Source organism: Schaalia sp. JY-X169 (assembly GCF_014069575.1).
Taxonomy (GTDB): domain Bacteria; phylum Actinomycetota; class Actinomycetes; order Actinomycetales; family Actinomycetaceae; genus Scrofimicrobium.
Map to the genome: position 1 here is coordinate 1,580,869 of NZ_CP059675.1, position 25,531 is coordinate 1,606,399.

The 25,531-nt window shown below is 60.0% G+C and carries 26 protein-coding genes and 2 tRNA genes; 8 read left to right on the forward strand and 20 right to left on the reverse strand.

Features of this window, described 5'->3' with window-relative positions; translation table 11 throughout:
• Nucleotides 1-13: 13 nt before the first annotated feature.
• The 12 genes from rpsO to rimP all read right to left on the reverse strand — a co-directional run bounded on the left by rpsO (nt 14) and on the right by rimP (nt 12,588).
• Nucleotides 14-283, reverse strand: a complete 270-nt coding sequence (gene rpsO / locus H2O65_RS06960) for a 30S ribosomal protein S15 (protein ID WP_182141033.1) — start codon at nt 281-283, stop codon at nt 14-16.
• A gap of 171 nt (nt 284-454) precedes the next feature.
• On the reverse strand, nt 455-859 hold the full coding sequence (locus H2O65_RS06965; protein ID WP_182141034.1) for a Fe-S oxidoreductase: 405 nt from the start codon (nt 857-859) through the stop codon (nt 455-457).
• Nucleotides 860-2,899 carry a fructose-specific PTS transporter subunit EIIC gene (locus tag H2O65_RS06970; RefSeq protein WP_182141035.1) on the reverse strand — a complete coding sequence of 680 codons (2,040 nt, stop codon included), beginning with the start codon at nt 2,897-2,899 and terminating at the stop codon, nt 860-862.
• A gap of 31 nt (nt 2,900-2,930) precedes the next feature.
• The gene (locus H2O65_RS06975) at nt 2,931-3,884 is read right to left on the reverse strand and encodes a 1-phosphofructokinase family hexose kinase (RefSeq protein ID WP_182141036.1); all 954 of its coding nucleotides are present in this window, start codon (nt 3,882-3,884) and stop codon (nt 2,931-2,933) included.
• A complete protein-coding gene (locus tag H2O65_RS06980; RefSeq protein WP_398397277.1) occupies nt 3,862-4,128 on the reverse strand; it encodes a hypothetical protein in 267 nt (88 codons plus the stop codon). Before H2O65_RS06980 ends, H2O65_RS06975 begins: the two co-directional genes overlap by 23 nt.
• Nucleotides 4,129-4,821: 693 nt before the next feature.
• The gene (locus H2O65_RS06985; protein WP_182142713.1) at nt 4,822-5,817 is read right to left on the reverse strand and encodes a bifunctional riboflavin kinase/FAD synthetase; all 996 of its coding nucleotides are present in this window, start codon (nt 5,815-5,817) and stop codon (nt 4,822-4,824) included.
• A gap of 272 nt (nt 5,818-6,089) precedes the next feature.
• Nucleotides 6,090-7,154, reverse strand: coding sequence for a tRNA pseudouridine(55) synthase TruB (truB, locus tag H2O65_RS06990; RefSeq protein ID WP_182141038.1), 1,065 nt, complete (start codon nt 7,152-7,154; stop codon nt 6,090-6,092).
• Nucleotides 7,117-7,557, reverse strand: a complete 441-nt coding sequence (gene rbfA / locus H2O65_RS06995; protein ID WP_182141039.1) for a 30S ribosome-binding factor RbfA — start codon at nt 7,555-7,557, stop codon at nt 7,117-7,119. Before rbfA ends, truB begins: the two co-directional genes overlap by 38 nt.
• Nucleotides 7,558-7,671: 114 nt before the next feature.
• Nucleotides 7,672-10,548, reverse strand: a complete 2,877-nt coding sequence (gene infB, locus H2O65_RS07000; protein WP_259349479.1) for a translation initiation factor IF-2 — start codon at nt 10,546-10,548, stop codon at nt 7,672-7,674.
• 134 nt (nt 10,549-10,682) lie between these two features.
• Nucleotides 10,683-10,973 carry a YlxR family protein gene (locus H2O65_RS10690; RefSeq protein WP_182141041.1) on the reverse strand — a complete coding sequence of 97 codons (291 nt, stop codon included), beginning with the start codon at nt 10,971-10,973 and terminating at the stop codon, nt 10,683-10,685.
• A 121-nt stretch (nt 10,974-11,094) separates the two neighbouring features.
• Nucleotides 11,095-12,114, reverse strand: a complete 1,020-nt coding sequence (gene nusA / locus H2O65_RS07010) for a transcription termination factor NusA (RefSeq protein WP_182141042.1) — start codon at nt 12,112-12,114, stop codon at nt 11,095-11,097.
• 3 nt (nt 12,115-12,117) lie between these two features.
• The gene (gene rimP, locus H2O65_RS07015) at nt 12,118-12,588 is read right to left on the reverse strand and encodes a ribosome maturation factor RimP (protein WP_182141043.1); all 471 of its coding nucleotides are present in this window, start codon (nt 12,586-12,588) and stop codon (nt 12,118-12,120) included.
• Between the two features lie 306 nt (nt 12,589-12,894).
• On the opposite strand from rimP, the gene H2O65_RS07020 reads away from it, so the two are divergent.
• Together H2O65_RS07020 and H2O65_RS07025 are read left to right on the forward strand one after the other, a co-directional pair.
• Nucleotides 12,895-13,806 carry a hypothetical protein gene (locus tag H2O65_RS07020; RefSeq protein WP_182141044.1) on the forward strand — a complete coding sequence of 304 codons (912 nt, stop codon included), beginning with the start codon at nt 12,895-12,897 and terminating at the stop codon, nt 13,804-13,806.
• Nucleotides 13,787-14,083, forward strand: a complete 297-nt coding sequence (locus H2O65_RS07025) for a hypothetical protein (RefSeq protein ID WP_182141045.1) — start codon at nt 13,787-13,789, stop codon at nt 14,081-14,083. Before H2O65_RS07020 ends, H2O65_RS07025 begins: the two co-directional genes overlap by 20 nt.
• A 49-nt stretch (nt 14,084-14,132) precedes the next feature.
• On the opposite strand, the gene H2O65_RS07030 is transcribed toward H2O65_RS07025, so the two are convergent.
• A tRNA-Ile gene (locus H2O65_RS07030) sits at nt 14,133-14,209 on the reverse strand.
• A gap of 98 nt (nt 14,210-14,307) precedes the next feature.
• Here H2O65_RS07030 and H2O65_RS07035 point away from each other — a divergent pair.
• The 4 genes from H2O65_RS07035 (at nt 14,308) to H2O65_RS07050 (ending at nt 17,860) form a co-directional block, all read left to right on the forward strand.
• Nucleotides 14,308-14,859 carry a hypothetical protein gene (locus H2O65_RS07035; RefSeq protein ID WP_182141046.1) on the forward strand — a complete coding sequence of 184 codons (552 nt, stop codon included), beginning with the start codon at nt 14,308-14,310 and terminating at the stop codon, nt 14,857-14,859.
• A gap of 784 nt (nt 14,860-15,643) precedes the next feature.
• Nucleotides 15,644-16,060 (forward strand): hypothetical protein, encoded by a 417-nt coding sequence (locus H2O65_RS07040; RefSeq protein ID WP_182141047.1) that lies wholly within the window; start codon nt 15,644-15,646, stop codon nt 16,058-16,060.
• A 559-nt stretch (nt 16,061-16,619) separates the two neighbouring features.
• Nucleotides 16,620-17,417: a hypothetical protein gene (locus tag H2O65_RS07045; protein ID WP_220458723.1), complete on the forward strand. Its 798-nt coding sequence runs from the start codon at nt 16,620-16,622 to the stop codon at nt 17,415-17,417.
• Nucleotides 17,417-17,860, forward strand: a complete 444-nt coding sequence (locus tag H2O65_RS07050; protein WP_182141048.1) for a helix-turn-helix domain-containing protein — start codon at nt 17,417-17,419, stop codon at nt 17,858-17,860. The genes H2O65_RS07045 and H2O65_RS07050 overlap by 1 nt, the downstream gene beginning before the upstream one ends.
• A gap of 47 nt (nt 17,861-17,907) precedes the next feature.
• Here the strand turns inward: H2O65_RS07050 and H2O65_RS10505 are convergent, their stop codons facing one another.
• From H2O65_RS10505 to H2O65_RS07080, 6 genes are all read right to left on the reverse strand, one after another.
• Entirely contained in the window at nt 17,908-18,183 is a 276-nt protein-coding gene (locus H2O65_RS10505) for a transposase (protein ID WP_259349480.1), read from the reverse strand.
• Nucleotides 18,184-18,252: 69 nt separating this feature from the next.
• Nucleotides 18,253-18,327 (reverse strand) — tRNA-Asn (locus H2O65_RS07060).
• A 109-nt stretch (nt 18,328-18,436) separates the two neighbouring features.
• Entirely contained in the window at nt 18,437-19,225 is a 789-nt protein-coding gene (locus tag H2O65_RS07065; RefSeq protein WP_182141049.1) for a hypothetical protein, read from the reverse strand.
• A gap of 9 nt (nt 19,226-19,234) precedes the next feature.
• Nucleotides 19,235-19,570, reverse strand: a complete 336-nt coding sequence (locus H2O65_RS07070) for a metal-sensitive transcriptional regulator (RefSeq protein WP_182142715.1) — start codon at nt 19,568-19,570, stop codon at nt 19,235-19,237.
• Between the two features lie 108 nt (nt 19,571-19,678).
• On the reverse strand, nt 19,679-21,664 hold the full coding sequence (gene dnaG / locus H2O65_RS07075) for a DNA primase (protein WP_182141050.1): 1,986 nt from the start codon (nt 21,662-21,664) through the stop codon (nt 19,679-19,681).
• Between the two features lie 69 nt (nt 21,665-21,733).
• Nucleotides 21,734-22,993: a deoxyguanosinetriphosphate triphosphohydrolase gene (locus H2O65_RS07080; RefSeq protein ID WP_259349611.1), complete on the reverse strand. Its 1,260-nt coding sequence runs from the start codon at nt 22,991-22,993 to the stop codon at nt 21,734-21,736.
• A 123-nt stretch (nt 22,994-23,116) separates the two neighbouring features.
• Here H2O65_RS07080 and H2O65_RS07085 point away from each other — a divergent pair, with 123 nt between their 5' ends.
• Together H2O65_RS07085 and H2O65_RS07090 are read left to right on the forward strand one after the other, a co-directional pair.
• Nucleotides 23,117-24,367, forward strand: coding sequence for a hypothetical protein (locus H2O65_RS07085; RefSeq protein ID WP_182141051.1), 1,251 nt, complete (start codon nt 23,117-23,119; stop codon nt 24,365-24,367).
• Nucleotides 24,368-24,538: 171 nt separating this feature from the next.
• Nucleotides 24,539-24,778 (forward strand): hypothetical protein, encoded by a 240-nt coding sequence (locus H2O65_RS07090; RefSeq protein WP_182141052.1) that lies wholly within the window; start codon nt 24,539-24,541, stop codon nt 24,776-24,778.
• Between the two features lie 43 nt (nt 24,779-24,821).
• Here H2O65_RS07090 and H2O65_RS07095 read toward each other — a convergent pair whose 3' ends face one another.
• Entirely contained in the window at nt 24,822-25,529 is a 708-nt protein-coding gene (locus tag H2O65_RS07095) for a type I 3-dehydroquinate dehydratase (protein WP_182141053.1), read from the reverse strand.
• Between the last annotated feature and the right edge of the window lie 2 nt (nt 25,530-25,531).

Genomic DNA, 25,531 nt, shown 5'->3' on the forward strand with positions numbered 1-25,531 from the left:
GCCGATCAGTAGGTTATCGACGCAAACCGAGACGTTCGATAAGGCTACGGTAGCGTTCTACGTCGATGCCCTCGAGGTAGTCGAGGAGGTGACGACGACGGCCAACCATCAGCATGAGTCCACGACGTGAGTTGTGATCATGCTTGTGAGTCTTCGAGTGTTCGGTCAGTTCGGTGATCCGCTGGGTTAGCAGCGCGACCTGGACCTCCGGAGAGCCAGTGTCGCCCTCATGCGTCGCGTATTCCGAGATGATTGCTTCTTTTTGATCCTTTGACAGCGCCATTTGCACTCACTTTCCTTTGGTCGTTGCACGGAGCGCCGGGGCCATAACACCCGGGCAGACTTACCGTGGCCGATCTAACGGCACCGACAAGACTATCAGTGGGCGCCCTGCAATCCGCCCCCGTGTGGGAGTTATCGCAACTAGGTGGCGTGAAATGTAGCACCAAGCACTCTAGCGAGCCCGCTGGGCCGGGAGGTATCCACCGTCCTCCAATCCCGCTTCGATCTCAAACCTGTTGCTGAGCGCATCGCGGCCCGCTACAGCGTAGAGGAGGGGAAATAGAGCGCCGTAGCGGTACCACTGCGTGACGTGGCGCTTTTCGTGGGCGATCACCGCCCTCGAAGGGAGCGGCCCCGTCAGGAAGACCCGCCCGACGCATACTCCCCCACGTGGGTATGCACACTGCGGCAGACCAGACGCAATGACAATGTCACCGTCACGCCGAAAGCTGGAATCGCGAAACACTGCCGCGTAGCCCACCGCGACCGCCGACACCACTTCGGTGGCCAGTTTCGTCAGTCCATTGCAGAAGAGCATGCGTCCGAGGACGAGCTGGGAGATTGAAGCCCCTGTCATCTACACGCCGACCTCGGCTGCCTTCTTTGCCCCCATTTGTTTGAGGACAGTAACGAGCAGACCGCCCACAACCATGCCCGCAAGCACCGCGACCAAGAAACCCCAGAACGGATCAATCGCAAAGAACACGAAGGCGCCGCCGTGAGGGGCGCGAGATCCAACGCCGAGCGCCATGCTGATTGCTCCGGTAACCGCACCTCCCGCCATGATTGAGGGGATGACCCTGAACGGATCTGCGGCCGCGAAGGGAATTGCTCCCTCTGAGATGAAAGCCGCACCAAGAAGCCACGCTGTCACGCCGTTCTCGCGTTCGGCCGGGGTGTAAAGCCTGGGTCGGATCGTTGTCGAAAGTGCCATTGCAAGGGGTGGAACCATTCCTGCCGCCATGACCGCCGCCATGATCATGAATGATGCTTCAGTCTGTGCTGCCAAACCCGTTGTTGCAAAGAGGTAGGCCGCCTTGTTGACCGGACCTCCCATATCGAAGCACATCATCAAACCGAGAATGATGCCGAGGACGATCGCCCCCGACCCCTCCGACATTCCAGTCAACCAGGACGTCAGCCCCGTCATCAGCGCCTCGAGGGGACGCCCCAGAAGCATCAGCATCAAGCCACCGACAATGGCAGTTGTCAGAAGCGGGATGATTACGACTGGCATCAAACCTGCAAGCCACCTCGGCGGCTTGAGCGTTGTGAACCAGTAGGCGACCAAACCAGCCAGGATCCCTGTGATCAAACCGCCGATGAAGCCCGCACCAACGAAAACTGAGATGGCGCCGCCAATGAAGCCCGGAGCTATGCCGGGGCGTCCCGCCAAACCAAATGCGATATATCCGGAGAGTGCCGCCACGAGGAACCCCATCCCCGCCTGCCCCAGAACCAACAGGACCGAGCCAACGTAGAGCAGGAAGCCGTTCTTTGCCAGCAGATCGGTCCCGACCTCGGCTGATAGAGCTGACACGTCAGGTAGGTTCCACAGGGTGTACGACCGTACGACCTGATCGCCAACGTCCGTGACGTTGTACCCGCCAAAGAGGAAGGCCAGGGCAATCAGGAGGCCGCCAGCTGCCACGAAGGGGATCATGTATGAGACACCGGTCATGAGCGCCTGCTGGATCCTCTTCGGCCAAGAGACTCCTGCTCCACCGCCGGATGCCCCTGACGATTCGGATCCACTTCCCGCGGCAACGCGCTTCGCATTGGGGTCCTTGGCGGCCTCGAGTGCCTCCTGAATCATTTTGGGGCCCTCGCCCTTGTTCATAGGCCTCTTCACGCTTGACTCGACCAGTGGCATGCCCGCAAAACGATCACGCCCAGCGATATTGACGTCTGCTGCGATGATCAGGGCGCCGGCACTAGCAATCTGCTCCGGGGTGAAAGGTTCGATACCGCCGGATCCCTGCGTCTCCACATAGAGTTCAACGCCAGCGTCCTTCGCTGCCTGTTCTAGCGCCTCGGCAGCCATGTATGTGTGAGCGATCCCCGTGGGACACGAGGTGATCGCCAGCAGGACCGGCGTACCTTCGCCGCTTCCAGGTGCCGCGTGTTTCGGAGCGCGCTCTGCCGCTGGCGATGCAGCAGTATCCGGTGGCTCAACGACATTCATGATCAGGGTGGAGACCTCCTCCGGCGTCTTCGCATCCCGAAGTGACTGAACGAATTCTTTACGGACGAGGGCGCGGGACAGTTTTGCCAGCAGCTTCATGTGCTGGGATCCGGACTCATCCGGAGCAGCAATGCCAATAACGAGGTCTGCGGGACCGTCTTTGGCACCGAAGTCGACGGGTGTGGCAAGCCGGAGGAATCCCAGGGAGGCAACTTCGACCGCAGTGGTTCGGCAGTGGGGTATTGCGATCCCACCTGGCATGCCGGTTGGGAACTGTTCTTCCCGAGCCTCCATTGCTTCGCGCAGACCGGCTTCGCTGGCTCGACCGGTCCCGGCAACCAACTGCGCCATTGCCGCAATCACCGCGTGCTTGTCGCCCTCGACCGTGACATCTAGGGCAACGAGGTCGGGAGTTATCAGTGGTTCGCTCATGTTCTTGTCTTTCTCTTGACTCTGTATGCGGTCAAATCTCTTCGACTGCCTCAAAATTTGGACTCACCTGCTGAGGGGTTGGGATTGTGGTGCCGGGAAGGGAAACGGCTGCTGCGCCATAGGCAACCGCGTAGGCGAGCCTTGCGGGGGCATCCAGACCTGCCTCGCGGGCAATCAGGTACCCGGCTGTCGCAGAGTCACCAGCACCCACGGTTGAGACGACATCGACTTTCGGTGAAGGCGAGTACCACGCTCCCTCACCAGTAACGAGGAGTCCGCCCGCCCCGCCCAGGGTGACAAGGACCTCTGCGACACCGCGACCGTGAAGCGCAAGAGCTGCATCTTTGGCTGCCGAGAGGTCCCCATTTTCTGCTTGTCTCTCAATATGAAGTCCATCGTGTCCCGTGAGCTGCCCCAGTTCGAGGCCGTTCGGCTTCAGAAAGTCCGGTGCCGCGTCCTCGAAGTTCTCTCCCAGAGCAATCAGTGGCGCGTCCGAAGTGTCCACCCCAATCCACACCCCTAATGGCCGTAGACGCCGAACGAGGCGCGCGTACTCATCAACGGGAAAACCTGGCGCCAATGACCCGGAAAGCATGACCGTGTCGGCGGCGGCTGCTGCTTCAACTAGTGCAGCTTCCACCGCGGCCACTTCCCCCTCGTTGAGAGTCGCTCCCGGTTCATTGATTTTGGTTGTCTCTCCCCCACCGAGCACAGTCATGTTGGTCCGCACCGGGCCCACCACGGGAATCGCCTCAAAGGGCAAATCGTTCTCGGTCAGAAGTCCGAGCAGGGGGTCGTCATCCCTGGCTGGCAACAGTGCGACGACATCTAGCCCTGCGCCAACTAGTCCCAGCGCAACGTTGATCCCCTTGCCGCCGGGTTGAGTTGTGTCCACTTCAATCCTGTGGACACCACCTGGGACGAGGGCGGAGCCGAGGGTAACCGTTCTGTCCAGAGATGGGTTAGCGGTAAACGTGACAATCATCAGCCCAACCTTCTATCAGATGGCCGGCTGCACACCGAGATGAACCGGCTCCACTGGTAACTCTACTAACCAATGGGTGATTTGGGCCACAGGTTGAGGCATTCTCTCGATCGGCCCCGCCCTCGCCGTCGCCGTCGCCCTCGCCGTCGCCCTCGCCCTCGCCCTTGCCCTCGCCGTCGCCCTCGCCCTCGCCCTTGCCCTCGCCCTCGCCCTTGCCCTCGCCCGAGCCGAACCCACCAAACATCCTCACCGCCACCGTCGCCCGAGCCGATCAAACCTCTCATCCGCGAGCCGACTACGACATACGGAGCCCGCCAGGTCCGCATAACGGTGTAATCTTAGCGACTCTGAGCCTAGCGGGCTCCCTATGGCTTGGTCGGCTCCGCAATCGCGCGGTCTGACGACGACAGTCCGAGGCAGACCACAACATCCACAGGAAGACCACAGCATTCCCAGGAAGACCACAACACGCCGAGGGGCGACGGCGACCCAGAGACTCCATGACCCCTGCGGGTACTGAAATGTATACGTGGGGAGAAAAAGCGAGCCTGGGGTGCGTAACCCAGACGATCATTTCGCCCCCACGTATACATTTCGCGACGCGCCGGAGCCGAGGAATGGCCTCCGCCACCCCCGTGCCACACGGGCCGACTGGGGAGCGCTCTCATCCGCCACCGTCGCCCGAGCCCATCAAACCTCTCATCCTCGAGCCGACTACGCCATACGGAGCCCGCCAGGCCCGCATAACGATGTAATCTTAGCGGCTCTGAGCCTAGCGGGCTCCCTATGGCTCGGTCGGCTCGACAATCGCTGAGGGCGGCAGGCCGGGTTCCTGGGGTCAGGGCGGCAGGCCGGGGGCAACGGCCGGGTTCCTGGGCGTGAGCCGCAGGCAGTGGAGGCAGGCCGGGGGCCGGGGCCAACTACCGCGCCAGCGACCTCAAATCCCCGCGGTCACCCTGCCCGGATCGATCCGGGAAGCGCTTCGTGCCCCCAATATCGCTGCGGTGGCGCGCAGGTCATCATCCATACGGGCAAGAAGCTGATCGATAGAGTCGAAGACCATCATCGGCCGTATCCTCTTCACAAACACGACGGTGACGCGTTCGTCGTACAGGTCCAAGTCGGCCCGCCCGAGGACGTGGGCTTCCACTGTCCTGACAGTTCCCTGAAACTGAGGGTTCGTCCCCACCGAAATCGCGGCTGGGAGGAACTCCTGACTTCCCCCATCACTCTGACTCACGTCGCGCACCAGCCATCCCGCGTAGACCCCGTCAGCCGGAACCATCTGCCCTTCGACCTCGAGATTTGCTGTTGGAAAGCCAAGTTCGCGGCCTCGTTTTGCCCCGTGAATAACATGACCCCACACCCGCGGAAAGCGGCCGAGGACGCGGCTGGCCTCTTCCACATTTCCGGATGCCATCTCTTCTCTCACCCACGAGGACGACCATCGTCTCCCCGAAGGTGACTCAACGTCGGTCACCATGGAGACGTCAAACCCGTGTTGACGGCCCAGTTTCCGCAAGGTTTCAATATCGCCGGAGTTGTTGCGACCAAAACGGAAGTCCTCACCAACCACAACCTCCACTGCCCCGAGCCGCTCCACGATGTAGGACACCACAAAGTCCTCGGCACTCAGCATGTAGAGATCGGGAGAATACTGCGCGACAAACACCGCATCCAACCCGGCAATGGCCATCGCATCAAGGCGATCATCAAGGGAGGCAATCAGCTCGAGAGGTTCTTGGGGGCGGTGCACCGATCTGGGGTGAGGGTCAAACGTCAGCGCGACCGACTGGCAGTTGCGTTTACGCGCTCTCTCCACGCACGTTGCGATGACTCGCGAATGCCCCTGGTGCATGCCATCAAAGTTCCCGATGGTGACAACCGATTTTTGGTTGCCAGGAACTTCATTCAGGTTCCTCCAGACCTCCACAAGACCTTCTTCCATAGAGCCGCCCCGTCGACTGCTCGGCGGGGCGGGATAAGCAGGGGCGAACGCCTAGTTGGTTCCTCTTAGGCCCAGGTTCGTTCGACCCTCATCATCTACCGGCTGACCTTCGCGGCCCTTCTTGTTGCCGCCGCCTCCGCAACCGCAACCACCGCAACCACACCCACCTGACTTGCGTTCTTCTTCGTTAGCCATGCGTGCAATCCCTTCATCATCTCTGCGCCACCAGGTGGCGAGATTTTCCCCGATCGTTCCCATCACTGTGCAAACACAGACACGGTCTTAAGGTCCAGCGTAGTCCCTTCGACAACGCGCACCAGTCCTAGTACGTGACTTTGGTCCCCCACCGGTACTAATGCCCGGATGCCTGGAAACTTAGGGTTGGCTGATCCGCCGGGTAGTACGTCTACGACCTCTTCGCTCCCGGGAGCCTGACCGTTGCGGAACCGCGCCGCGGCCTCACCGGTCACGACCAGTGTGGGGAACAGTGTTTGAGCAGCGCGGTCCAGTGGGATCAACGGCAACGCTTCGCCCTCGTCATCACCGGCGAAAAGATCCTCCAGATCATGACACTGCTCTACTTTCCACGGGCCCGTCGCCGTTCTACGGAGGGCAGTCAGGTGTCCCCCGACCCCCAGATCACGACCGATGTCGCGTGCCAACGCACGAATGTATGTCCCCGAGGAGCACTCGACAACCACATCCACATCCACAACCGGAACGTCAGCATTGTCGTTGTGTGCGGTCGCCACCGCGGGCTCCCCAATGACATCGAAACGGTGGATCACGATGGGACGCGCCTCAAGCTTGACGTCCTTGCCAGCCCGTGCGAGGGCGTAGGCACGTTTCCCGTCAACCTTGATGGCACTGACCGTGGTGGGCACTTGAAGGATCTCTCCGTGATACGTCTCCAGCGCCCGGTCGATAGCCTCCCGCGAGAGTGGAGGGCATCCCGCTTGACCAATGATCTCGCCCTCGGCATCATCCGTGTTGGTGGAAATGCCCAAACGAATCGTCGCCAGATAGGTTTTCGCCGCACCCGAAACATACTGCAGAAGTTTCGTCCCGCTGTTAATACCGAGGACGAGGACGCCCGTCGCCATTGGATCCAGTGTTCCCGCGTGACCAACGCGGCGCGTCTTCGCCAGCCGCCTCCCCCTTGCAACCACGTCGTGAGACGTCAGGCCAGCTGGCTTATCAACGAGGAGGATCCCGGCCTCAACGAGACGCGGTTCGACCGGCCCTGTTCCCGGTCCTTGGGCTGTCCCCTGTTTCAAAGCTGGCCTAGTCGTCCTCTTCGACTGCTTCTTCGTCGACAACATACGGCGAAGCATCACCGGCAAAGGACTGGCCCTGCGCGGCAGCGGCGATCTTTGCGTCATTCTCTCGAGCCGCGCGCAGCGCCTCCTCGATAGATGCCGCAGCCTCTGGAAGCGCGTCAGCCTGGAACGTAATGGTCGGGGTCAGTCGGATACCCAGGGCAGCACCCACCTCGGAGCGGATCAGCCCCTTGGAAGATTCCAGAGCCCTGCGCGTTTTCTTCTGCTCTTCCTCATCGCCCATCACCGTGTAAAAGACCGTGGCGTGCTGCAAGTCGCCCGTGATCCTCACGTCCGTTACCGTGACGAAACCAAGACGCGGGTCCTTCACTTTGCGCTCAAGAGTGCTCGCCACCGACTCCCGGATGCGCTCTGCAATACGACGTTGCCGTCCTTGATCAGCCATGACGATTCCCTTCCATCGTTGAATCCGCACACGCGGAAATGCACACACTAGCCTAGAGCAAAGGCACCCACCGGAAACTACCGGCGGGTGCCTTTACGCTAGACGGGCAAGAGGCTAGGCGCGCGCCTTCTCTCGCATCTCCCAGGTTTCAATCCGGTCACCCTCTTGGATGTCCTTGTAACCCAGGGTGACACCGCATTCGAAGCCCTCACGGACCTCGGTGACGTCATCCTTCTCGCGGCGTAGCGACTTGATCTCAAGATCTTCTGCCACAACCACACCATCACGAACCAGGCGAGCCTTCGCTCCACGTCGCAATGTACCGCTACGAACGATCGAGCCCGCAATGTTTCCGAACTTGCCAGAACGGAAGACCTGGAGGATCTCTGCACTGCCCGTTGCGACCTCTTCGTAGATTGGCTTGAGCATGCCCTTCATGGCGTCTTCGATTTCCTCAAGCGCACGGTAGATCACCGAGTAGTACTTGATCTCGACACCCTCGGAATCAGCCAGTTCCTGAACGCGCTCAGCCGGGCGAACGTTGAACGCAATGATCACGGCGTTGTCAACGGTTGCCAGGTTGACGTCGTTCTGTGTAACAGCACCAACACCGCGGTGGATGATACGCAAGGCAACGTCCTCGCCCACATCAATCTTGAGCAACGAGTCTTCCAGCGCTTCCACGGCACCGGCGACGTCACCCTTGAGGATGAGGTTGAGGTGGTCAACCTTGCCTTCCTTAAGAACGCGGTCGAAGTCCTCAAGCGTGACACGCTTACGGCGGCGTGCAAGCATCGCCTGACGTTCCGCTGCCTCACGCTTGGATGCAATCTGGCGAGCCGTACGGTCATCAGACGCGACAAGGAAGGTATCCCCCGCACGCGGCACCGACGTCAAACCAATCATCTGCACTGGGCGAGCAGGACCCGCCTCTTGGATCGGGGCACCATACTCATCGAACATGGCGCGAACACGACCGTGTGAAGAACCAACTACAACGGCATCGCCGACCCGTAGCGTGCCACGCTGAACCAGCATGGTAACCACGGCGCCGCGACCCTTATCCAGGTTTGCCTCAATAGCGACACCGCGAGCTTCTGCCTCGGCGTTCGCATTGAGATCAAGCGTTGCGTCAGCGGTTAGAAGAACCGCCTCAAGCAGGCTGTCAATGTTGATGTTCTCCCGAGCAGAGACATCGACAAACATGACGTCCCCACCGAAGTCTTCAGCAACAAGACCGTACTCGGTTAGCTGGCCACGGATCTTCTCCGGGTTAGCGTCTTCCTTATCGATCTTGTTTACCGCGACAACAATCGGAACTCCGGCTGCCTGAGCGTGGTTGATTGCTTCAACCGTCTGCGGCATGACACCGTCATCTGCGGCGACAACCAGAATCGCGAGGTCGGTAACCTGCGCGCCGCGGGCACGCATAGCGGTGAACGCCTCGTGGCCCGGGGTATCCAGGAAGGTGATGAGTCGTTCACCATCTTCGCTTGGAACACCAACCTGGTAGGCACCAATGTGCTGGGTGATGCCGCCGTGCTCACCGGCAACAACGTCCGTGTTCCGGATGGCATCGAGCAGCCGTGTCTTTCCGTGGTCAACGTGGCCCATGACAGTGACAACCGGGGACCGTGGCTGCAGATTCTCCGCATCTTCAAGCTCTTCAGCGCCGAGGTCGATGTCAAAGGACTCAAGTAGCTCCCTGTCCTCATCCTCAGGTGAAACAACGCTGACGCGGTAGCCCAACTCCGCACCCAAAACCTCAAAGGTGTCCTGATCCAGGGACTGGGTGGCTGTCGCCATCTCCCCCAGGTGGAACAGAATCGCGACAAGGTCAGCGGGGTTGACGTTGATCTTATCGGCGAGGTCGGCGAGGGATGCACCCTGGCGAATCTGCACCTCTTGGTCATTGCCACGAGGTATCGACACGCCGCCAATTGCGGGCGCCGACTGCTGCTCAAACTCTTGACGCTTTGCTCGCTTCGACTTGCGGCCCTTCTGGCTACGACCGCCACCACGACCGAATGCGCCTGGTGCAGCACCGCGACCGCCGCCGCGACCACCGCGCGGAGGCGAGGTGAAACCACCGGGAGCCTGCCCCGGAGTTGCAGCGCCACCACCGGCGCCGCCCCCACCAAATCGGCCCGGGCCACCGCTTGGGCGTGCGCCGCCTGGGCGTCCTCTGCCACCACCGCTGGGGCGCGTGGAAGACGGAGCCTCATTACGCTGGAACGAGGCCGAGCCCGGCATCATTCCGGGGTTAGGACGAGGTCCTCCACCGGGCCGTGGAGCAGCATTTGCGCCACCCGCCGGCCTCGGAGCACCCGGACGCGGCGCACCGCTACGGGGAGCCCCTGGACGGGGCATGCCCTGGCTTGAAGCGTAGGGGTTGTTGCCGGGTCGAGGTCCACGAGGACGCCGCCCTCCGGACGGTGCCGGGGCTGCGGGCCGCGGGCCACCGGGACGTGGAGCCGGTGCCGTTGTGGCAGGCTTGGCATCCTTCGACTGAGGCGCGGCAGGCTTCTTAGCCACTGCGGGACCGGGGCTCGGCGCAGCCTTGGGCTGGACCTCAGGCTGGTCGCTGAAAGCTGGGGTTGCAGCCGCAGTGTCGGGAACTTCCGGCTTTGGCTGGGGTTCGGCTTCTTTGACGGGAGCCACAGGTCCTGGCTTGACGGCTCCGGGCTTGGGTGCGCCAGCCGCAGGCTTGGGCCCAGGTGCGGGCGCAGGTGCGGGCGCAGGAGTATCAGGCTTCGCAGCCGGCGCGGGTGTCTTCGCCTGAGTTGTTGGGCTCTTCGCTGGCTTGGCGCTCTTTACTGGCGCAGCCGGTTCACTCTTCGACGCAGAAGCATATTCTTCCAACATCTGGCGAACAATTGGGGCTTCAACCATTGAAGACGCGGACTTAACAAACTCCCCACGCTTCGTAAGGTCTTCCCTTAATGTCTTACTGGTGATGCCGAGCTCTTTTGCAAGCTCGTGTACGCGCATCCTTGGCACAGTTTCTCCTCTTCGGGTCCATCCCCAAGAAGAGAGGACGGACAACTAGACCTGCTGGCAGCTCATCGCTGGGTACTCATCGGGTGCCCATCAGCTTCCAACCCGCTTCCGTTGTTTATGAGGCCTCAGCCTCGGTCCTGCACAGTAAAGAAGTCCTCTAACTGCGCCCATGCTTGATCACCTCGAAAGTCACATCTGAGTGATCGGCTGAGCCGACCCGAGCTACGCGCCTTCTGGTAACACCTCTGATTAGGGTGAAGCCACACGCCACGACCGGGCAAACTCTGCTTCAAATCTACCTGTAGGGCAGATCGCGGATTCCCAACAATACGGACCAGCTCCGACTTGGCTTGCCTGCGCCCGCACCCGACACATGTTCGGATGGGGGTTTTAGTACCAGAGAGTAATTCCGCCATAAGTATCCGGAAAACAGTCTAGTCGCCCAAGCAGCAGGTTCCACCCCTCCACTATGAGCGAATCATCACGCAACGAAGCCGAAGGGATCTACCCTCCGGCCTCGTTCAAAACCTTATCCGACTAGTTGTCGATGCTATCCGCAATCGAAGAGCGGGAAACCTCAACTTCGCCCTCTGCGGTGTCGGAATGGATGTCAATGTGGTACCCGGTCAAGCGGGCTGCAAGTCGCGCATTCTGCCCATCTTTACCAATAGCGAGGCGCAGCTGGAAGTCCGGCACGATCGCCGTCGCTGTCTTGTTGTCCCTGGAATGAACGATGACTCGTGAGACCCGTGCTGGTGAAAGTGAGTTAGAAATGAACCGAGCTGGGTCTTGCGACCAGTCGACAATATCGATTTTCTCCCCACCGAGTTCGGCCATCACGTTGCGAACGCGGCCCCCCATGGGTCCGATGCAGGCACCCTTGGCGTTCACGTCCGGCCGCGTTGCAGCAACCGCAATTTTCGTGCGGTGTCCGGCCTCCCGGGCAATCGCCTTGATCTCTACCAGACCCTGGTCAATCTCAGGAACTTCGCGCCGGAAGAGGCCTTGCACGAGGCCGGGATGGCTACGCGACAAGACGATCCTCGGACCCTTGTCCGTGCGCTCAACCGACACCACGTAGGCGCGGATGCGGTCACCGTGTTCGTAGGTTTCGCCCGGCACCTTCTCATTATCCGGGAGGATCGCCTCAAACTCGTCGCCCAACTTGACCACAGTCGCGAGCCGGTCGCGACTCTGTTGCACGACGCCCGTGACGACGGAGCCTTCTTTACCAGCATAGGTTCCCAGCACTCGGGAATCCTCGGCTTCACGCAGACGTTGGGTGATCATCGAACGGGCGGTGACGGTGGCAATCCTGCCGAAGTTTGACGGCGTATCGTCAAACTCGCCCAGGACCGTACCGTCCTCGTCTGTTTCCGTCGCGATTACAGATGCGCGGCCCGTCTTGCGGTTAACCTCAATACGAGCCTGCTCAATGGCACCGGGCATGTTGTGGTAGGCCTTCAGCAGGGCCTCCTCAATGGCTTCAACCAGGGTGTCCAGGCTGATGCCCTTATCCTGTTCAACCATCCGCAAAGCGGTCATGTCGATTTCCATGTGCTAGCTCTCTTTCGGAGTCTCCACAACGAGATGTGTCTTCTTGACATCGTCGAAGGGAATTGTGCGGGTGCCGTGGGGGCCATCAACGGTGAAGCCATCATCTTCAACCGCTGTGATGGTTCCGTCGACCTTGTCATCGTTCTTCAGGACAACCTTGACTGCCTTGCCGACAGAGCGGCGATACTGACGCAGGTTGGTGATCTGACGATCCGCTCCCGGTGATGTCACCTCAAGCGTGTAGGCACCATCAATGGGGTCGTGCTTGTCCAGCGCCAGTGAGAACTCACGAGCCAACTGAGCAACCTGGTCAGAAGAGAGATCAGCACCGGCACGCTCCAAATCGACCGTAACGGTAAGAACCTGGTTGTTTCCACTACCGGTGAGAGCCACGTTCTCAACCACAGAGTTCTGGGCGGCCGCGAGAGGCGCCAAGAGCTGCTCCACTGCATTCTCAACGTTTTCGTTTGCCATTGTCGATTCTCCTATCAACGTTCTGGGGTATTCACCCCCGACGTACTTCAGCGATCAAGCACATTTTCACTGTGTTGAACCCATGTTACTTGCAGATCATGGGATGATCTCACAGTGCACCGATTCCTGGCCTTACCTCACACCTCGACCTGGACGAAGACGTGTGCCGCACTGTGTGCTTCAGCGTGTGTTGCACTAGGGCTCAGTGGTTGCGCCGGAGTACCCACTGCAGTCGACTCGATTTCCGGGGCTCACGATGCAGTGGAGTTGTCGGCGCTCTCGCCCGCTCAGACAATGAGGGACAGTGTGGCGAGGTCGGAAGCAGCCACCGTTGAGCGCGCAGCTCAGATGGCACGCGCCGCCACAGAGTGCGCCACCTGCGCAACTATGCTCAGTTCCGTAACCCAAGATGCCGAAGCTCGACTAGCCGCAAGCGGCGGCCTGTGGGAGCCCTGGGGTGACTTCTCGGATCGTGAGGATGCGGAGTCATTTGTTGAGGTTCCGGCCCAGATTGGGCAGGCCCCTTACACAGTGGGCCCATTTGCCGCATTTATGCTCCGCAGTGCCCGGGAACAGTTGGATGAGCTGGCGCAAGTGGAGGGCTTGACAGGTCCGGAAAGGGAAGCACTGGCGTCGCTTCTGGCGGGTCGTGTGGCTTCTGCACAGCTCCTTGCCGATGGGTTTGCGGTCGACCTCGCGACGGCGGTGGCCGACCTTCCCGAGTCTGCTACGAGTCCAGTTGCCCCCGTGGAAAACAGTCGAGTCGCGGAAGATGACAAAATGTCAGGTGCAGATCAAATGTCCGGACTGGAGGACTTCGACCAACCCGATGAGATCTCTGAGTCAGCCGCAGAATCCGCCCTCGTCCTCTTTGACTGTGCCCGCACTTCAACGCTGGCGCTAGGGGGTCAAGAGCTGGAGCACGACACCGCACGCTCACTGGCAAAGGAGTTGAACGATCGGGTCAAGCGCCTGCTTGAAGTCGGCGTAGAAGACACGCGCCCCTTGCGCTGCACGACCCCGCAGGACACGGTTGAGGGTGTGCTCACGGACATTTTGACCGCGGATCTCTTGTTGATGGGATCCAGTACCACTTCGTTGCGGGCACCCGCTGACATTTCGTACGATGCGCAGTTGTGGGCCCAGTTGGACCCGGTGTCTGCGCCAACAGTGTCCCTGCTACCAATAGTCGAGGAGAATGGTGAACCCCAATCCTGATCAGACCCCCGGGAATCCACCCGTCTATTCCAAGGAGATGACTCGGGAGGCGAAACGCTCAGAGCAGTGGCACCGTGGCGCCCTTATCGGGTTGGCGATCACAATCGTCGGCTACCTCCTCACCAGCTTTTTCTCCGCCCCCCGGTTCCTTGAGATCACGTTTGTGGTGGCAGCGTTCGTGTTCGCCATGGCGTACATGGGCACCACCATCTGGGTCTACTCGCTGCGATCTGAACGAAAACGGGTAGTGAAGAAGGGCAAACCCAATACCGAGTAGTACTTGGGTACCGCTCGTCTGGGCGCTGCCTACACCCTGAAATGACGCTTGGTACCCCCGCTGGGGCTCGAACCCAGGACAAATGGATTATGAGTCCACTGCTCTAACCGACTGAGCTACGGGGGCTGCTTGCGCGGACTAACTTTACCTCAGCCTGAGCGATCCTTCGACTCAACACGTTTTCCACCCCTCACGCAAAGCGTGACGCCGACTACTCTTAGCAGATGAGATTGTTCAAGAGAGACACGCCTGAGACCACACAGCAAGACTCAACCGACGCGTCACCACAAGGGGGCACACTCCCCAGTGCCGCCCTCGCCGACATTCCGAAAGACCAGCGCGGGGGCCCATACGAGGAACTTGAAGATGGGCGTTTCATTGTGGTGGGCCGCAATATCATCATGGTTACGGACGCCACCCACCTGGTGGACTCCGGTTTGTGGCATGAGGTCCAGTACGCGTCGTGGGACGCACGAACCCGGCAGTTCCGCCTCGTCTGGTCCCAACCAGACCGCCCCGCCCTCGTCGGAAAAACCATCAGCGACAACCCCCAGTCACTTATGGAGAAAATCACCCACCGCGTGGACGACACAATCGTCGCAACGCGTCGCTTTGTAACCTCAACCGGAGCGTCGGTTGCCGCCACCGTGCGTCGCCGCGTTGACGGTGAACTTTTCTCGGCAGTCGTGACCTCCGGCCCCATCAGCGATGCGGACCAGGAAAAGGCTTACGAACTCGAAGCGAAACTCCGTGAAGAGTTGGGAATGGATTCCTAGAACTCCCAGGGGTTCATAGCCCCGGCAGACTGTTGGTCCCGGCGGACCACTATCCGGCCCTTCTGTAAGCTGATTATTGGCTAGTCGCAGAAGAGGCTGTGGGTATCCTTCCCACCTCTACGACCGGTCACCGTTGCCGCCACTACCCGCCCTCGCCTCCGGCCTCCACGAGATCGAATGGCGTAACCGGCCCCGCATGCGGGATAGCGGCCGTTATTGGTGTCTAAACTCCGGGGTTTTCGTTGATGTAGCAAGGGAAGGTTGGTGTTGATAGGCTTTTGAAGCCTATTTTTCGGTAGAGCCTCTCACGTCCCAGCCCTTGACTGATTTGTGTGCTAGGAACCGGTCTGATCTTGTTCAAACATGGGAAGACCTGCATCTATAAAGAAATGTCCTGATTGTCATCAGCCAGGGTTGAAACGTAATGGGACTCGTAATGGCAAAATTCGGTGGCGATGCACCAACTGCGGATCTAGCCCCTCACGCACTCGCCCTGATACGACACAGTTAGCCCAGTTCACAGCCTTCCTGGCATGGATCAAAGGTAAGGAATCACAAGGCGAGGTTGATGGCACACGCACTGGCAGAACCGCTAGGCGCCAGTTCTCGTGGTGTTGGAATGTGCCAATCCCAAAGCCTCCCGTCACAGGAGAGATCTTTGACGAAGTATTCCTTGATGGAAACTATCTGCCCCACCATTGGTGCATACTCCTGGCACGGTCTTCAACAGGTCCTGTGACCACTTGGCAGTGGCGCACTGCAAGACGCTGAGGAAAAGATAGCGATGGCTCCTCGAGAGCTATCGAACTTCGCTGATGATTACGTTCACACCCCGGGCGAGCGAGGGTTTTGGGCGACCACACAGCCACTGCTAGTTACCGAAGGTCTTACCGAGCTAATGGTTTTGATGGCTCACGAGCACCCAAGCGTGAAGCTAAGGGCCGAGGACCTGTCCTCCCCCAATGGGTTTCTGCTTTTCCAGGAGCCCGTTGCTGCTGAGGTGTTTGGTTTTCCTGATGAAAGACTGCTTGGCCAACCTGTCCGGGCGATTTCTTGGCAGGCTCAGTTCTGGTGGAATGACCCGGACGGGGAGAAACGGACCCTGCTCGCCACAGGTAAGGGATGGGGCTCGTTCATAGGCAAGGCGGAGCATCGCGAAGCGGAGGGCCCCTCCTGGCAGTCCTCTGGTGTGAAGGACTAAAGAATGCAGCACCGACTAAGGAGCCGCTGTCCCCCGCTATGTTCATGCGCATTCCCTGCTCTTTTTCAGACACGGTAAAGAGCGCGACCTGGTTCGAGGAAGGGACGAACCCCTCTCATCAAGAGGCACGTCGCCTATTGGCTGGCCTGTTGGGGTCGATTACAGCCGCGGCTCACTCCACCTACACCTCGACAGATGACTTGCCAGTTCGGGCTTCCCGGAAGTTGCCGAGCTCGTCGCGCACGGCTCGCAAGCAGCGCACCGTCCGTACCTCCTATATCTCGGCCCCGCAGTTTCTTAAGGCGGAGAAAGATTCCCGCAGTGGTACGCCAGCCGGCAAGCACACCACGCGGTATGGATTGATGGGTACTTTCGGGGAGACCCACAAAGCGGTGAGGTGTCTGGACCAGTAGTCCTGGTCGGGACTGCCGGAAAGAAGACCTGCGGCTAGTGGCTGAGGCGCTTGTGTTCGGACCTGGATGTGTGGTGTTTGGGCGCGCTTAGGTTTTTACCGGGAGCAACTAGGAACCTTTGTTATCACTTCTGATACACTCAAGGCATGGTTTTTGATGAATCGCAACATCCTCGCGGAGGGGACCCTCATAACCAGGGAGGGTTTTCGGCGCGCCCATACAACGAAGCGGTCGGCGTCGAATTAGCACCTGCTTTTGGCGAATTGCACGCCGACTTGCTCGAAGTCTTGGAGCAGGCAGCAGAGCTCCAAAAGCTTGTCCCAGACACGGTGCTTGTGGGAGGTTCCGCCTCCGCGCTCTACGCTGCTCACCGCGCGTCCTACGACCACGACCACGTCATTTCCGACCTGAGGGACAGGTTCGACTCAGTCCTGGATGCACTCGAGCGAGAGGGGAAGTGGGTGACAAACCGCGCCGTCCCTGGAAAACTAATTCTTGGTCAGATCGGGGATATCGAGGCTGGTGTTCGGCAGCTAATCCGCAAGAGGCCCCTAGAAGTCACCGAAGTAGAACTTCCCAGCGGGGCCATGCTTCGGGTTCCCACCCGCTCGGAAACCCTCAGAATCAAAGGTTTCCTTGTCGTCAAGCGCAACCAGACCCGCGACTACCTCGATGTCGCCGCTCTCGCCGACCGGTACGGCATCGACCACGCATCAGCCACCCTCATGGCCATTGACGACTACTACACGGACCCTGGAGTCCCAGGTACGCCTGTGCGAGACCAACTGGTCCGACAGTTACTGTTGCCTTCGCCGCGAGATCACCGCGTCACTAGCCGATTGAGTGAATACAAAGGGCTCAATGTTCGCTGGCAACAGTGGGGCGCCGTGGTAGATGTCCTCGGGCAGATCGGAGCCAACATGGAACTGCGGAGGTGGTCGTAATGGCTCGCCTCCAGTTCCGAAACCTCAACGTCACTCCTGAAGACACCGTCGACCTGTGGGGAGTGGAGGGAATCGCCACCGCCATCGACCGAGGTGGAAGTGAACACTGGGGGCGAATCCAATCTGCTGTCGAAGCCGAACCTTACGGGAAGGTGGCGCTTGACCTGGAACAGGCCCTAGACGTCACCCAAAGCCCCAGCATCACCAAACTCATGGAGGACTGGCTCGAATACTGCCGGGAAGAAGACAAGAAGCGTTTCGCCCGCTCATTCCGCAAGTGGGTCATTGAAACCGGGATGAGCAGGGCTGAATTGGCCCAGTATTTAGGTACATCGCGGTCTCGGCTGTCCAGTTACGAGTCTGGAGCGGTTACCCCATCGGCTGTTGTGGTCCAGAAAGTACGGGGCATCGGCGAGGGCCGCCGCCGATACCTTGCGCCCTGAACGCAAACCCCCAGTTGGAGATGAATGCGGTAACCGGCAAGTGGTACTTACGTTAACGAACTCGCTGCCGCGCGGCGCAAAACCTCATTTTCTTGTTCGAGAACCCTGTTGCGGCATCGCAGATCTCGAAGCTCCTCATTCTCGCAGCGAGTCATACCAGGCTGCTCGCCGTCTTCGATGCGGGCTTGCCGTAACCACTTATCAAGAGTGCCAACATGAATGCCGAAGTCCTTCGCAATCTGTGACAGCGTGACACCAGGTTCACGGTTCAACGCGACACGCACCACGTCGTCTCGGAACTCCTTGGGATATTTTGCGGGCATGATGATCATCCTTCCAGGCCAACCAAAAGCTAGCCATATCGAATGACACCTAAACGCGCAGCAGTCCAGTGGCTCCCGCGGTTGGATTCGAACCAACAACCGTCCGATTAACAGTCGGATGCTCTGCCGTTGAGCTACGCGGGATTGCGAAGAACAGTCTAGGTCGGTCCATGAAGCCGGGGCAAATCCTCAGGAGTGCCAAATCCCTCACTATGCAAACTTGCAGAAGTGAGCGGCGAGGAATATTGGCGGACTAGCCGATCCGCACCCAGTCAGCACACCCACTGGTTATGAACATGAGGTCCTCAGAGGTCAAGGTCACCTGCGTTAGCTCATCCGTTGTCACGGTTTCATCGTCAGCCGAGTCCATGCCGGTTGTCGCACGCGTCCATGAGCAACCAACTTGCCCCGCACTCTCATAGGTTCCCTCTTCGACCTCGAGGCCCACGATGAAAACTCCCTCACCCGGAAAACCCTCCGTGGCGGCCGGACCAAGCCCAACTGATGGGGCTGAGCCTTGAGCGCCGGCGTCACTCTGCGACTCGAGCATCCATACTCTTTCGCGCAGCTCCTCTAGCTGCGTGTCTCGATCGAAGAGATCGTTGGACAGGGTCGCATTCTCAGACTCCAGGGTCGCAACCTGGTCCCGTAGCTCACTGTTTTCATTACCACCAGCAAGGGAGAACCCCAGAAAAAGGCAGGTCACTCCCACCACGGTTGGAAGGACCCAGCGCTTCTTGGGCTTTTGTGGCAGCGGTTCGCCGTAGGGCACCCAAGCTCCGCCAGGGCCGGGCTGGGCGGGCCAAGAGGTAGCAGAGGACGCACCCTGCTGCGCGAAGTGTGGTCGTTGCGGCGAGGCATACGGGTTACCGCTGGGCTGCGCGGTCTGGCCCGTATTCGGCACTGTAAGGTCCGCGGGCGGCGGGCTACTTACGGGTGTCTGCGGGGGTGGCGCGGGCTGCGTGGCGCTGCCCCATGGGTTCGTCGAAGCGTAGGGGTTCGCCTTGTCTGCTGAGCTTGGCGAAAAGCGGTTGTCACTCATTACAAAGGGCTAGGTCAGCATCATGAAGAGCTTCTCCAGCTCCTCGATATCCATTTGCTTGTCGGGATCCGCATTTGGGTCACCGTCTTCACCCGGTTCCCTCAAGCAGTCTTGCATCGCCGTGGAAACGATCAGAAAACCTGCGCGATCCAGCGCTTTCGAAACAGCAGCCAACTGTGTGACCACGTCCCTGCAACCCGCACCGGATTCGAATGCGTTGATGAGGCCGTCCAGTTGCCCGCGGGCCCTCTTGAGGCGATTGGCAATCTTCTTAGCTTCGACCGGCGCAGCTAGGACCGCAGTAGTCTCAGGGGCAGACTTACTCACCTCAACGGATACGTCCATCTTTTCGGACACATTTCCCCCTCTGCCTCACAACGATTGTTGATCTAGGTTACCCCACTGTTTCTGCGCGCAACGTGGGTGTCCCCACCCTGAAAGCGTCAGCTCGCTCTACTCTTCCATGCTCATGTACGCGCGCCTGCGCCTCTCCACCGCCCACAGCTTCTCAAGTGTTTCTGTCGACTCGGGCGAGGACGAATCGAGGCGTGCCAGACGGGCCTGGAGAATCCGCCCCTGTTGCTCGAGGTCGCGCCGCACTAACGACCGCACTAATCCCTGCGCATAATCACGCAGATCATCCTCCTCCACTGGAAGGGACATCACCATTAGGGCGGTGAGATCCTCCGCTACCTGCGGACTTGCCCCGTCGACCAGATCAGCAACCCAACGTTGCGTGGCAACTCCGACCGCTGCTTCACCAGCACCGACCTCTCCCTCCGCGCGTTGCAGTTGATCGAGGAAAGCATCCAGGCCTCCGCGACGTACGATCTCCGCAAACATCGCTTGATTGCGGGAATCAGCAAACGCAGCGGGCGTCAGCCCTTCCAGGCCAGCTCCGACCATGTCCAGGGGACGCTGCAACGTTGCGGCAATCGTCAGTCGTTCAGCGGAGTGGCCACCACGACTATCTGGCAGAAGGCGTTGCAGTGGCGGAGTTTGAGGCTCCACCACGTCAGCGGATTCGCGCCGACTTTCAGGTGGGCTGCTGTGCTGCGCTTGCGGTCTGGGTTGCGTGCGAGCAGACTGATACATTGCCCGCTCCACTTCCCTCGGTTCTAGTCCTAGCCACCCGGCAACTTGACGCGCATACTCGGTCTGCAAAGCTCGGTCTTTGATTCCCGCAAGGATTGGTGCTGCAGCACGCAGACCCTGCACCCTTCCCTCCGCTGTGTCTAGATTCAGTGACAACAAAACAGATCTGAGGACAAACTCAAACAGGGGCACCCTTGAAGCAATCAGCGTCTGCAAGGCTTCATCCCCACCCTCAACGCGCAGGTCGCAAGGGTCTTTCCCATGAGGATCGACAGCTACAAACGTCTGGGCAGCAAAAGCCTGATCTTCGACGTAAGCACGACGCGCAGCGGCCTTTCCGGCCTCGTCCCCGTCGAACGTGAAGATGACTTCGCCACCACGCGCGCGCCCATCAGCAAGCATCACCCCTGCTGAAGCGCTCTCTACATCACCAAGGAGGCGCCGCATCAACTGGGTGTGCTCCTTACCAAACGCGGTACCGCAGGTGGCGACCGCGGTCGTCTCTCCCGCCGCGTGAGCAGCCATCACATCCGTGTATCCCTCAACGACGATGACCCTGCGCTGCCTGGAAACATCCTTTTTCGCGAGGTCGAGACCGTAGAGGACCTGCGACTTGTGATAGATCGGCGTTTCCGGAGTGTTCAAGTATTTGGGGGCGTTCGGGTCGTCACCTAATCTGCGAGCCCCGAAGCCCACTGTCGCACCCGTAACGTCGCGGATTGGCCACATCACGCGGTCACGGAAGCGGTCGTACGGGCCACGCTGCCCCCTGATTGCCAAACCTGCCGCGATGATCTCATCGTCGGTAAAAGACTTCGAACGCAAGTGCCGCGTCAGACCATCCCAGCCGGCAGGTGAAGCGCCAACACCGAACTTCTCAACGTCTTCCTTCCCGAAGTGGCGTCCCTTGAGGAACTTTCTCGCCTCCTCGGCCTCGGGCAACATGAGGTATGCCCTGTAGAACTCCTCAGCAATACGGTGTGCCTCAAGAAGGCGACGTCGCTGGCTCTGATCGGGGCCACGACGAGGGCGATCCCCGCCCTCGTACCGCAACTGGACGCCATACTTACCAGCCAGGAACTCCACGGCTTCCATGAAGGAGACGTGGTTGATCTTCTGCAGGAAGGAAAAGACGTCACCGCCCTCGGAGCAACCAAAGCAGTGCCACCGGCCCAACTGGGGACGAACGTGGAATGAAGGGGTCCGTTCATCATGGAACGGACACAAACCCTTCATCGAGCCGACGCCTGCGGACTTCAGTGTGACGTACTCTCCCACCACCTCATCAATCCGCGCGCGCTCACGGACCAAGTCGATGTCTTCACGTCTGATGAGTCCGGCCATAGCCTCAGCTTAGGTCCGCACGCCCCGCCCCGTTCCCCCTGTGGATTGCGATCCCCTACGGGCGCAACTTCACAGGAGAGTTGAGAGAAGTCCACACAGCCTTGCATGCCACAGATTGGCGGACACGTCGGTGAGACAAGCCACCTGGTCCACAACCGCGCGCAGCCGACCAGCATCGTCCCCCGCCCGTTCCCACTCCTCAGCGAAGGGCGGTTCCAACTCTGCTGGTCCGGCCTCAATCAATGCTTGCACGAGGTCGTGGATTATTGTTCGCTGCTGGTAATAGACAGGTTGCGTTTCCCGGGGACTCATTACGTAGTGAACAGCGATCCCCTTCAGCAAACCAATCTCCGCCTCAGTTTCGGGTGGTATCACCAAGTTTGCACCGTAGCGTCCCAGCGGCCCACTTCCATACTGTTCGCGCGTTGCGTTCACCGTCGAGGACGCAAATCTGCCAATCAACTGGCTGGTGAGGTCCTTCATTCGCGCGCGAGCCCGGTAGGAGCCGTTGTAGGAGTCAGGCCAATAGGGCAACGCAAAGACCCGCTGGGCCGCGGATTCCAGCTCCTCGCGGGTCAGGGACTTGCCGTACCAGGCCAAAGTCGACGAAATAATCGCGTCGGTTTCCCCACTGTGAAGCAACTTCTCAAGCTCGAAATGCCCTGTCACCACAGCGTCTTCGAGGTCGTGAACGGAGTAGCCAATGTCATCTGAAAGATCCATAACCTGGGCTTCCAAACACCGTTCGCCCCTGGGCGCATCCGCACGCATCCAGTTGAAAACCCTGGTGTCATCCTGGTAGTGGCCATACTTGTGAAGGGACTTCTCGATGTCCGGCCCGTCGCCCCGACCCCACGGATACTTGGTGATGGCATCCAGGGTCGCGCGGGTCAGGTTCAGCCCCCCGGGGGTATCGTCCTCGCCCAGCACCTTCGCCTCTAAACGTGCCACGAGCCGGAAGGTCTGTGCGTTTCCTTCGAAGCCTCCAGTGTTGGCTGCCACCTCATCCAGTGCGCGCTCCCCGTTGTGTCCAAATGGCGGATGGCCGAGGTCGTGTGCCAAGCAGGCAGCATCGACAACGTCAGGATTGCAGCCCAACTCAAGCGCTAGACCACGTCCCACCTGTGCAACCTCTAGAGAGTGGGTCAGCCTAGTGCGGACAAAATCATCTGATCCGGGCCCCAAAACCTGGGTCTTCGTTCCTAGACGGCGCAACCCTGCAGAGTGAAGTATTCGAGCTCTATCCCGGTCAAACGGGCTGCGACGTGGGTCTTTAGGGTCCTCGTCAAGAAATCTGGCCCGATCGTCTCGATCGTAGGGCCATTCCAAACCCGATAAACTGGCATTTTGCGCGTCAAAATCACGCTCGTCGATACTGGATTTCACAATCCAAGGCTAGTATGGACGAGTGTCATCCGAGGTCATGGACCTCTTGGGAACTGGGGGTTGCAAGTGGTGCCAGACGGCCAGACCATAACCACAAGCCTGGTTCACCCGCGCGACCGGGGTGAAATGCCGTGGTGGCGCACAACCGTGGTCTGCGACATTCCCGGATTGTGGGATAACGAGGGACTGCGTCGGTTAGTGCCGATCCTCCCCGATCTTGCTGAGATGGGCTTCGAGACCCTTCTTCTGAGACCAGCAACCCCGAAGGTAGAAGATCAGCTGAGTTTTTTCCCTGAGTTCATCGCCCAGGCTCACGCCGCGGGTCTACACCTTCTGGTCAGGGCTTTTCTGCTTCCAGCCGACCAGGTTGTCACGGGCCCCGATTCGCCACCACTGGTGTCACTAGAGAAGAACGTCGATTTGCTGGCTGAACGGATTCGCGCGGCCTTGAAGGCAGGGGTTGACGGCGTGGATCTGGGTACCGTCGTGGTCACTGACGACCCCGAACCCGCCCCTTGGAAAATGCAAGCCTTTAGCTCCGCAGTCAATGTTGCACTGGCCGAACTTGCCGAATTTGATGACGAACGTATCCTGACCGCGGCTCTCCCGGCTGAACCGAAAGAGAACTTCACCCAGCACTTGACTGAGGACTGGTTCCACCACCTTCGCTCATCAGCGATGCTTGAGGTCGAATGGGAAAGCAAGGCTCTGCGGGAGGCAATTACCCATGCCTTCACCCAACGTGACTCCCTGGGACTTGCAACCCCCTGGCGTCACGTCCTTCAGCGCCCCGATATGGCGCCACTGGCAAGGGGAAGTGAGGATGTCGGCTGGGCAAAGGGTGCTCCCCTCAAACGCTATGGCGCCATGAACCTGTTCATCGCTGCCTTACCGGGAAGCCCCTACCTGCCGTTCTTGGGTATTGGCGGAGGCACGACCTACCCCCAGGCGCAAGGCGCAACCACCGTAGAGGTGTCTTTCAATAGCACCCCGGCCGAGCAAACACTGGTGCAGATGATGACCGAAGCCCTACGTCTCCGGCGAGAAGGCGGCATGGCCGCTAGCCCACTCGCCTTCATCGACGGCCTGACTTGGACCGGGGACTCCGCAGTCGTCGTGCTGGTTGGTCACACCATGGTGGTACTCAACACCTCTTCCGAGGCGGTCATTGTGCCCCGGAAGTACACACTCCTTCTTGCTTCCGATGAAGCTGGGATTGTTGCTGGTGGTGGAACTTCCGTTCCGCCCGACACATGCTGCTGGTTCAGCCCCGCGGAACTTCGTCCCACTGATCCCGGCCAGTACCCGCGAAACTAAAGGCGGCATGCAAAGCCTTGCCCTCCCAAGCAAAAGTGCGCCTCCGCCCAATTGTTCTTGCGCTCCTTGTGGTTGGCGCACTCTGCGTCGTTTTTGCGCTGCCTTTCCTAAATCGTGGAGAGCGCGGTTCCCAGGCTGAGAAGTACGCCCAAACAGTCAACACCGCACTGCATGAGCCAGGGGTGTGCGGCGTCGTCCTCGACCTGCGCGCCCACGCTTGGCCTAGCCACAGGGCCCGAATATGAGCAGGTTGAGGACTATGTGGTCGCGGTTTCCACGACGAGGACGAAGGCACGCACCGGTGAGGTCTTCGGGGACGAACCGATAGCACCTGACACACTTACCGGCCCCGACGACGCCGTGGCCAGCGCTAAGGAATGGCTGGCATCTCGCGGTTGTCCGTCCCAGTAGCCGGAGGCGCCTCCGGCGTCGCGTGCCCAGTCAGAAGAGCAGGCTAGCTGACGCTGGCGCGGATCTCTTCAACAGTTGGCTGGCCCGGAGCGCTCTCCACACTGCCGCGGGCAAATGTGAAGGCGCTGATCAGTGCGGAGTTACCCAAGCGAGACTCAGTTCCAAGCGGGCCCATCCCGATAACGACCGTGGGCATCGACAGGTGTTCGGCCGCCCAAACCTGAAGGTTCTTCACCAGGGCGAGGTCGGCCTCGGTCGTAACCATCCACGCCACCTTACCGACGCCGCACCCCAAGTCCTGCATCTGGCCCAGAAGTTGCACCGTGGTGGCGGCGCTTGGCTCAGTTGTGAAGTCATGAAAAGAGCCGACAACCGCGGTTCTCCCCCGAAGCTCCGCAATCAATTCTTCGGCACCCCGGTATCCGACCTCGACATCCACTAGGTCAGCCCAGCCCCCAGCATCGCGCAGAATCGAGCGGTACTGCGCGGCGCTGCCAGTAAACCCGCCGCCTTCCTTCGCGGTTCTCATGGTTGCGAGGACGGGCGTGCCGAACTGGGCACGCAACGCAGCGCCGCTCTCCCCAACAGTCTCTGCATCCCACAGTTGTGGTTCGAGGGCGTCAATGCGCCACTCAACAATGTCCGCACCGGCTCCAACGGCGGCCTCCCACTGCAGCGCCACGTCCTCTAGCGAAGCAGCCATGATGGGGACGACAATCGTTGCCGAGGTCGTATCAAAACTGACGCCCACGT

Coding starts and splice junctions, on each gene's coding strand:
- rpsO (WP_182141033.1), bottom strand. CDS start 283: ATGGCGCTGTCAAAGGATCAAAAAGAAGCAATCATCTCGGAATACGCG.
- H2O65_RS06965 (WP_182141034.1), bottom strand. CDS start 859: ATGACAGGGGCTTCAATCTCCCAGCTCGTCCTCGGACGCATGCTCTTC.
- H2O65_RS06970 (WP_182141035.1), bottom strand. CDS start 2,899: ATGAGCGAACCACTGATAACTCCCGACCTCGTTGCCCTAGATGTCACG.
- H2O65_RS06975 (WP_182141036.1), bottom strand. CDS start 3,884: ATGATTGTCACGTTTACCGCTAACCCATCTCTGGACAGAACGGTTACC.
- H2O65_RS06980 (WP_398397277.1), bottom strand. CDS start 4,128: ATGTTTGGTGGGTTCGGCTCGGGCGAGGGCAAGGGCGAGGGCGAGGGC.
- truB (WP_182141038.1), bottom strand. CDS start 7,154: ATGTTGTCGACGAAGAAGCAGTCGAAGAGGACGACTAGGCCAGCTTTG.
- rbfA (WP_182141039.1), bottom strand. CDS start 7,557: ATGGCTGATCAAGGACGGCAACGTCGTATTGCAGAGCGCATCCGGGAG.
- infB (WP_259349479.1), bottom strand. CDS start 10,548: ATGCGCGTACACGAGCTTGCAAAAGAGCTCGGCATCACCAGTAAGACA.
- H2O65_RS10690 (WP_182141041.1), bottom strand. CDS start 10,973: ATGGCGGAATTACTCTCTGGTACTAAAACCCCCATCCGAACATGTGTC.
- nusA (WP_182141042.1), bottom strand. CDS start 12,114: ATGGAAATCGACATGACCGCTTTGCGGATGGTTGAACAGGATAAGGGC.
- rimP (WP_182141043.1), bottom strand. CDS start 12,588: ATGGCAAACGAAAACGTTGAGAATGCAGTGGAGCAGCTCTTGGCGCCT.
- H2O65_RS07025 (WP_182141045.1), top strand. CDS start 13,787: ATGGTGAACCCCAATCCTGATCAGACCCCCGGGAATCCACCCGTCTAT.
- H2O65_RS07035 (WP_182141046.1), top strand. CDS start 14,308: ATGAGATTGTTCAAGAGAGACACGCCTGAGACCACACAGCAAGACTCA.
- H2O65_RS07040 (WP_182141047.1), top strand. CDS start 15,644: ATGGCTCCTCGAGAGCTATCGAACTTCGCTGATGATTACGTTCACACC.
- H2O65_RS07045 (WP_220458723.1), top strand. CDS start 16,620: ATGGTTTTTGATGAATCGCAACATCCTCGCGGAGGGGACCCTCATAAC.
- H2O65_RS07050 (WP_182141048.1), top strand. CDS start 17,417: ATGGCTCGCCTCCAGTTCCGAAACCTCAACGTCACTCCTGAAGACACC.
- H2O65_RS10505 (WP_259349480.1), bottom strand. CDS start 18,183: ATGCCCGCAAAATATCCCAAGGAGTTCCGAGACGACGTGGTGCGTGTC.
- H2O65_RS07065 (WP_182141049.1), bottom strand. CDS start 19,225: ATGAGTGACAACCGCTTTTCGCCAAGCTCAGCAGACAAGGCGAACCCC.
- H2O65_RS07070 (WP_182142715.1), bottom strand. CDS start 19,570: ATGGACGTATCCGTTGAGGTGAGTAAGTCTGCCCCTGAGACTACTGCG.
- dnaG (WP_182141050.1), bottom strand. CDS start 21,664: ATGGCCGGACTCATCAGACGTGAAGACATCGACTTGGTCCGTGAGCGC.
- H2O65_RS07090 (WP_182141052.1), top strand. CDS start 24,539: ATGAGCCAGGGGTGTGCGGCGTCGTCCTCGACCTGCGCGCCCACGCTT.